Below are 6,024 nucleotides of genomic sequence, written 5' to 3'. Positions count from 1 at the left end.
AGAAGCTCCGCGACTATCTGAAGCGCGCCCTGGCCGACGCGCGCCAGGCCAACCGCCGTCTGGAGGAGGTGGAGCGGGCGAAGCGCGAACCGATCGCGATCGTCGGCATGGCCTGCCGCCTGCCCGGCGGCATCGCCTCGCCCGAGGACCTCTGGCAGCTGGTGGCCGACGGCGGCGACGCCATCACCGGGTTCCCGGCCGACCGGGGCTGGGACCTCGACGCCCTCTACGACCCGGACCCCGACCACCCCGGCACCTCCTACACCCGGCACGGCGGATTCCTGGACACCACCGCCGAGTTCGACGCCGAGTTCTTCGGCATCTCGCCCCGCGAGGCCCTCGCCACCGACCCGCAGCACCGGCTGCTGCTGGAGACCGCCTGGGAGGCGTTCGAGCGGGCCGGCATCGACCCGACGGCGCTGCGCGGCAGTCGGACGGCGGTCTTCGCGGGCCTGGCCGGGACCGACTACACACCCCGACTGCACGACGCCCCGGGCGAGTTGGAGGGCTATCTCGGGATCGGCGGGCTGGACAGCGTGGCCTCCGGCCGGATCTCCTACACCTTCGGCTTCGAGGGCCCGGCGGTGACCGTCAACACGGCCTGCTCCTCCTCGCTGGTGGCGCTGCACCTGGCCGCGCAGTCGCTGCGCTCCGGCGAGTCGGACCTCGCCCTGGCCGGCGGGGTCAGCGTGATGTCGACGGCGCAGGGTTTCGTGGAGTTCTCCCGGCAGCGCGGCCTGTCCGCCGACGGGCGGTGCAAGGCGTTCGCGGCGGGTGCGGACGGGACGGGCTGGGCGGAGGGCGTGGGTCTGCTGCTGGTGGAGCGGCTCTCGGACGCGCGCCGCAACGGTCACGAGGTGCTGGCGGTGCTGCGGGGCAGCGCGGTCAACCAGGACGGCGCCTCCAACGGCCTCACCGCCCCCAACGGCCCGGCCCAGCAGCGGGTGATCCGCGCCGCCCTGGCCGACGCCCGGCTGTCCGCCGCCGACGTCCAGGCCGTCGAGGCGCACGGCACCGGCACCCGGCTCGGCGACCCGATCGAGGCGCAGGCGATCCTGGCCACCTACGGCCGCGAACGGGATGCCGAACGGCCGCTCCTGCTGGGCTCGTTGAAGTCCAACATCGGTCACACCCAGGCGGCGGCCGGTGTGGCGGGCGTGATCAAGTCGGTGCAGGCGATCCGCCACGGCGTGCTGCCGAAGACCCTGCACATCGAGGAGCCGACCCCCTTCGTCAACTGGTCGGCGGGCGCCGTGGAACTGCTGACCGAAGCCCGGGACTGGCCGGCCGTGGACGGTCCGCGCCGGGTCGGCGTCTCCGCGTTCGGTGCGAGCGGCACCAACGCGCACGTGATCGTCGAGCAGGCGCCGGTGGAGGAGTCCACGACGGCGACGACTGTGGTGCCGACGGTGGACGGTGCGCTGCTGCCGTTCGTGGTGTCGGCGCGTTCGCCCGAGGCGCTGCGCGAACAGGGCAACCGGGTGGCGGAGTTGGCTCTCGTCACCGATCCGCTGGAGCTCGCCAGGTCCCTGGTCGCCACACGCGCGGCGTTGGAGGAGCGGGCGGTGGTGCTGGGGGACGCGGCGTTGCTGCGTGATCCCGAGGGTGCGGACGTGGTGCGGGGTGTGGCGGGTTCGGGTGGTCTGGCGTTCCTGTTCTCGGGCCAGGGTTCCCAGCGGGCTGGTATGGGGCGGGAGTTGTATGCGTCGCAGCCTGTTTTCGCCGGGGCTTTCGATGCGGTGGCCGACGCTCTGGGTCTGCCGTTGGCGGAGGTGATCGAGTCCGGCGAGGGGCTGGACCGGACCGGGTGGACGCAGCCGGCGTTGTTCGCGGTGGAGGTGGCCCTGTTCCGCCTGTTGGAGTCGTGGGGGGTGCGGCCGGACTTCGTGGCGGGCCATTCGATCGGTGAGCTGGCGGCGGCGCACGTGGCGGGGGTGCTGTCGCTGGAGGACGCGGCGGTGCTGGTGGGTGCCCGTGCGCGGCTGATGCAGGCCCTGCCCGGTGGCGGGGCGATGGTCGCGCTGGAGGCGACCGAGGAAGAGGTGCGGGCCGTTCTGGTGGACGGCGCGGACATTGCGGCCGTCAACGGGCCCCGCTCGGTGGTGGTTTCGGGCGACGAGGCTGCGGTGGAGGCGGTCCGGGAGCGCTTCGCGGACCGTCGTACCCGTCGCCTGCGGGTGAGCCACGCGTTCCACTCGGCGCACATGGACGGCATGCTGGACGATTTCCTGGCCGTCGCGAGGACGCTCACCTTCCACCGGCCGACGCTTCCCGTGGTCTCCAACGTGACGGGCGGGGTCGCGACCGCCGAGGAGATCACCGATCCGGAGTACTGGGTGCGCCAGGTCCGGGGGGCCGTGCGGTTCGCCGACGTGGTCACCACCCTGGCCGCCGAGGGCGCCACGACCTTCGTCGAACTCGGCCCCGACGGCACCCTCACCGGCCTCGTCGAAGGCATCCTCGACACCGCCGCCGACCCGGACCTGACCGCCACGGCCGTGCTGCGCCGCGAGCGCCCCGAGCAGCGCACGGCGCTCACGGCGCTCGCCCGGATCCACGTCCGGGGCCACCGGGTCGACTGGACCGCCCTGCTGGGCGCCGCCCGTCCGTCCGTCGTGCTGCCCACCTACCCCTTCCAGCGCCGCCGCTACTGGCTGGAGCCCGCCGCCCGGACCGGCGACCCCGGGGGCCTCGGCCTGACGCCCACCGGTCACCCGCTGCTCGGCGCAGTGGTCGCGCTGCCCGACGGCGAGGGCGCGGTGCTCACCGGCAGCCTCTCGCTCGCCACCCACCCCTGGCTCGCCGACCACGCGGTGCAGGGGACGGTGGTCGTCCCGGGCACCGCGCTGCTGGAGTCGGTGGTCCGGGCGGGCGACGAGGTCGGCGCGAGCACCCTGGACGAGCTGGTGGTCGAAGCGCCGTTCCTGCTGCCCGAGAACGGCGCGCTGCACCTGCGGGTGATCGTCGGCGCGCCGGACGCGGTCGGCGCGCGCCCGGTGGCTGTGCACTCGCGGCCGGCCGGAGGCCCTTCGGCCGTCGACGACACCTGGACCCGGCACGCGAGCGGCACCCTGCTGGGCGCTCCCGCCGCCGCTCCGGTGGTCAGCCTGGAGCAGTGGCCGCCGACCGGAGCGGAGGCGCTGGACATCGAGCACCTCTACGAGGAGCTGGCCGCCGGGGGACTCGCCTACGGGCCCGCCTTCCGGGGGCTGCGGGCCGCCTGGCGGGACGGCGACACCTTCTACGCCGAGGTGGCGCTGCCCGAGGCCCAGGCCGGGGAGGCCGCCCGGTTCGGCCTGCACCCCGCGCTGATGGACGCGGCGGTCCACCTCACCGTGCACCAGCGGCTGGTGGACAGCCCGCCCGGGGTGAGCCGCCTCCCGTTCGCCTACAGCGGGGTGCGGCTGTACGCCGGCGGGGCGAGCGCGCTGCGGGTCCGGCTCCGCTACACCGAGCCGGAGGTGCTGGCCGTCGACGTCGCGGACACCGACGGCGCGCCGGTCGCCTCGGTGGAGGCGCTCCGGGCCCGGCTGGTCTCCGCCGAGCAGCTGGCCCCGGCGGGCGGCGTCGGGCGGGACGCGCTGTTCGGGCTCGACTGGCCGGAGGTGGCGCTCACGGGCGCGGCCGGGCCGCTGGGGGAGGTGCTGCCCGTCGACGGGGACGCGGTGGAGACGCTCGCCGCCCTCCAGGAGTGGCTGGCGCAGGACGACGGTGCCGGAACGCCGCTGGTGGTGCTGACGCGGCAGGCCGTGGCGGTCGACGGTTCGGAGACGCCGGACCTGACCGCCGCCCCGGTGTGGGGTCTGGTGCGTTCGGCGCAGTCGGAGAGTCCGGGCCGGATCGTGCTGGTCGACACCGACGGCACCGGGGCGTCGCAGGCCGCGCTGGCGGCGGCGGTGGCCGGCGGCGAACCGCAGTTGGCCCTGCGCGAGGGCCGGGCGCGGGTGCCGCGTCTGGTCCGGGTGGCCGTTCCCGAGGTCGAGACCTCGGCGCGGGTGTGGGACCCGGAGGGCACGGTGCTGATCACCGGTGGTACCGGGACCCTCGGCGCGCTGCTGGCCCGGCACCTGGTGGCCGAGCGCGGGGTGCGTCATCTGCTGCTGCTGTCCCGTCGTGGCGCGGAGGCGCCCGGCGCGGGCGAACTGCGGGCCGAACTCGCCTCCCTCGGTGCGGACGTGACGATCACGGCCGCCGACACCGCCGACCGCGAGGCGCTCGCCGCCGCGATCGCGGCCGTCCCGTCGGCGCACCCGCTGACCGCCGTCGTCCACACGGCCGGTGTGGTCGACGACGGCGTGCTGAGCACGCTCACGCCCGAGCGGCTGGCTGCCGTCTGGGCCCCCAAGGCCGACGGCGCCCGCCACCTGCACGAGCTGACGCGCGGCCACGACCTGGCGGCGTTCGTGCTCTACTCCTCCGTCGCCGCCGTGCTCGGCGGCCCCGGGCAGGGCAGCTACGCGGCCGCGAACACCTACCTGGACGCGCTCGCCGCCCACCGGCGCAGCATCGGTCTGCCCGCCCAGTCGCTGGCCTGGGGGCAGTGGGCCGAGACCAGCGGCATCACCGGGCACCTCACCGAGGCGGACCTGCGCCGGGCCGCCCGCGCCGGACTGCGGCCGATCCCGACCGAGCGCGGGACGGCCCTGTTCGACGCCGCCGAGCGGGTCGGAGCCGGCTTCCTGGCCGCCGTCCCGCTCGACCTCGCCGCCGTCCGGGCGCAGGGCGAGGTGCCGCCGCTGCTGCGCGGCCTGGTCCCGGCCGCCCGGCGCGCCGCGAGTGCGGCGACCCCGGCCGCCGCGGCGCCGAGCCTGCTGCCCCGGCTGCTGGCGCTGGGCGAGGAGGAGCGGGTCGCGGCGGCCCTGGAGCTGGTCCGCACCGAGGTCGCGGCCGTGCTCGGCAGCGAGCCGGCCGCGGTGCCGTCCGGGAAGGCGTTCAACGACCTGGGCCTGGACTCGCTGAGCGCGGTCGAGCTGCGCAACCGGATCACCGCCGTCACCGGTCTGCGGCTGCCGCCGACGGTGACGTTCGACCACCCGGACCCGAACGAACTCGCCACTCACCTGGCGGAGTTGATCGCGAGCTCGACGGTGGACCCGGCGGTCCCCGCCGCACCGGCCGGGGGTGCCGGCGCCCGGGCGGTCGACGATCCGCGGAACCCGCTGTCCACGCTCTACCGCCGCCTCGCGGCCCGGGGCGGCTTCCCGGAGGCCTCGGCGCTGATCGGCGTCGCCTCCGGCCTGCGGGACCGCTTCGGCGTCGAGGAACGGGCCGAGCGCGCGCTCAAGCCGATCCGGCTCGCCTCCGGGGACGGCGGGCTGGCCGTGGTCGCCTTCCCGGCGCTGAGCGCGATCTCCGGCCCGCACGAGTACGCCCGGCTCGGGCACGCCTTCGAGGGCGAGCGGGACGTCTTCGTCGTCCCCTCCCCGGGCTGGGACCCGTCCGAGCTGCTGCCCGACGACCTCGACACCTACCTCGCCATGCAGACCGATGCCGTGCTCGAACTCCTCGACGAAGACCGTCCGTTCGTGGTCGTCGGCCGCTCGATGGGCGGCTGCGTCGCGCACGCCGTCACCGAGCGGCTGGAGGCGCGCGGCCGGTCGGTGGCCGGGCTGGTCCTGGTCGACTCGTACCCGATCGACGCCGCGGCGCGCGAGGGGATGGGGGAGTGGTGGCTGCACTCGATGCTCGGCGGCATGATCGACCGGATCGAGCAGTACGACATGGTCTGGAGCGACGCGAGCCTCACCGCCATGGGCGGTTACAACAACGTGTTCGCGGGCTGGCAGCCGGGCCCGGTCACGGCGCCGGTCCTGGCGCTGCGGGCGGACACCCCGCTGCGCGGCATGGTCGTCGACAGCACGGAACGCGAGGACTGGCGGGCGTACTGGCCCGTGCCGCACGAGGTCCAGGACATCACCGGTGACCACTTCACCGTGCTGGAGCACCACACCCCGTCGACCGCGGACGCCGTCCGCCGCTGGATCGAGGGGATCGAGGGGATCGAGCGGCGCACGTCCTGAGCCG

Annotated in this window: 1 pseudogene; it reads left to right on the top strand. The window is 75.5% G+C overall.

Going from position 1 to position 6,024, the window contains the following annotated elements:
- Positions 1–2: 2 nt before the first annotated feature.
- A pseudogene (locus ACIPYS_RS05890) lies at positions 3–6,020 on the top strand (SDR family NAD(P)-dependent oxidoreductase); the annotation flags it as partial.
- Between the last annotated feature and the right edge of the window lie 4 nt (positions 6,021–6,024).

The sequence above is a fragment of the Kitasatospora sp. NPDC089913 genome, from assembly GCF_044748625.1.
GTDB lineage: Bacteria > Actinomycetota > Actinomycetes > Streptomycetales > Streptomycetaceae > Kitasatospora.
The sequence above is the reverse complement of the archived record's forward strand: the minus strand, read 5'-3'. Positions and strand labels throughout refer to the sequence as shown.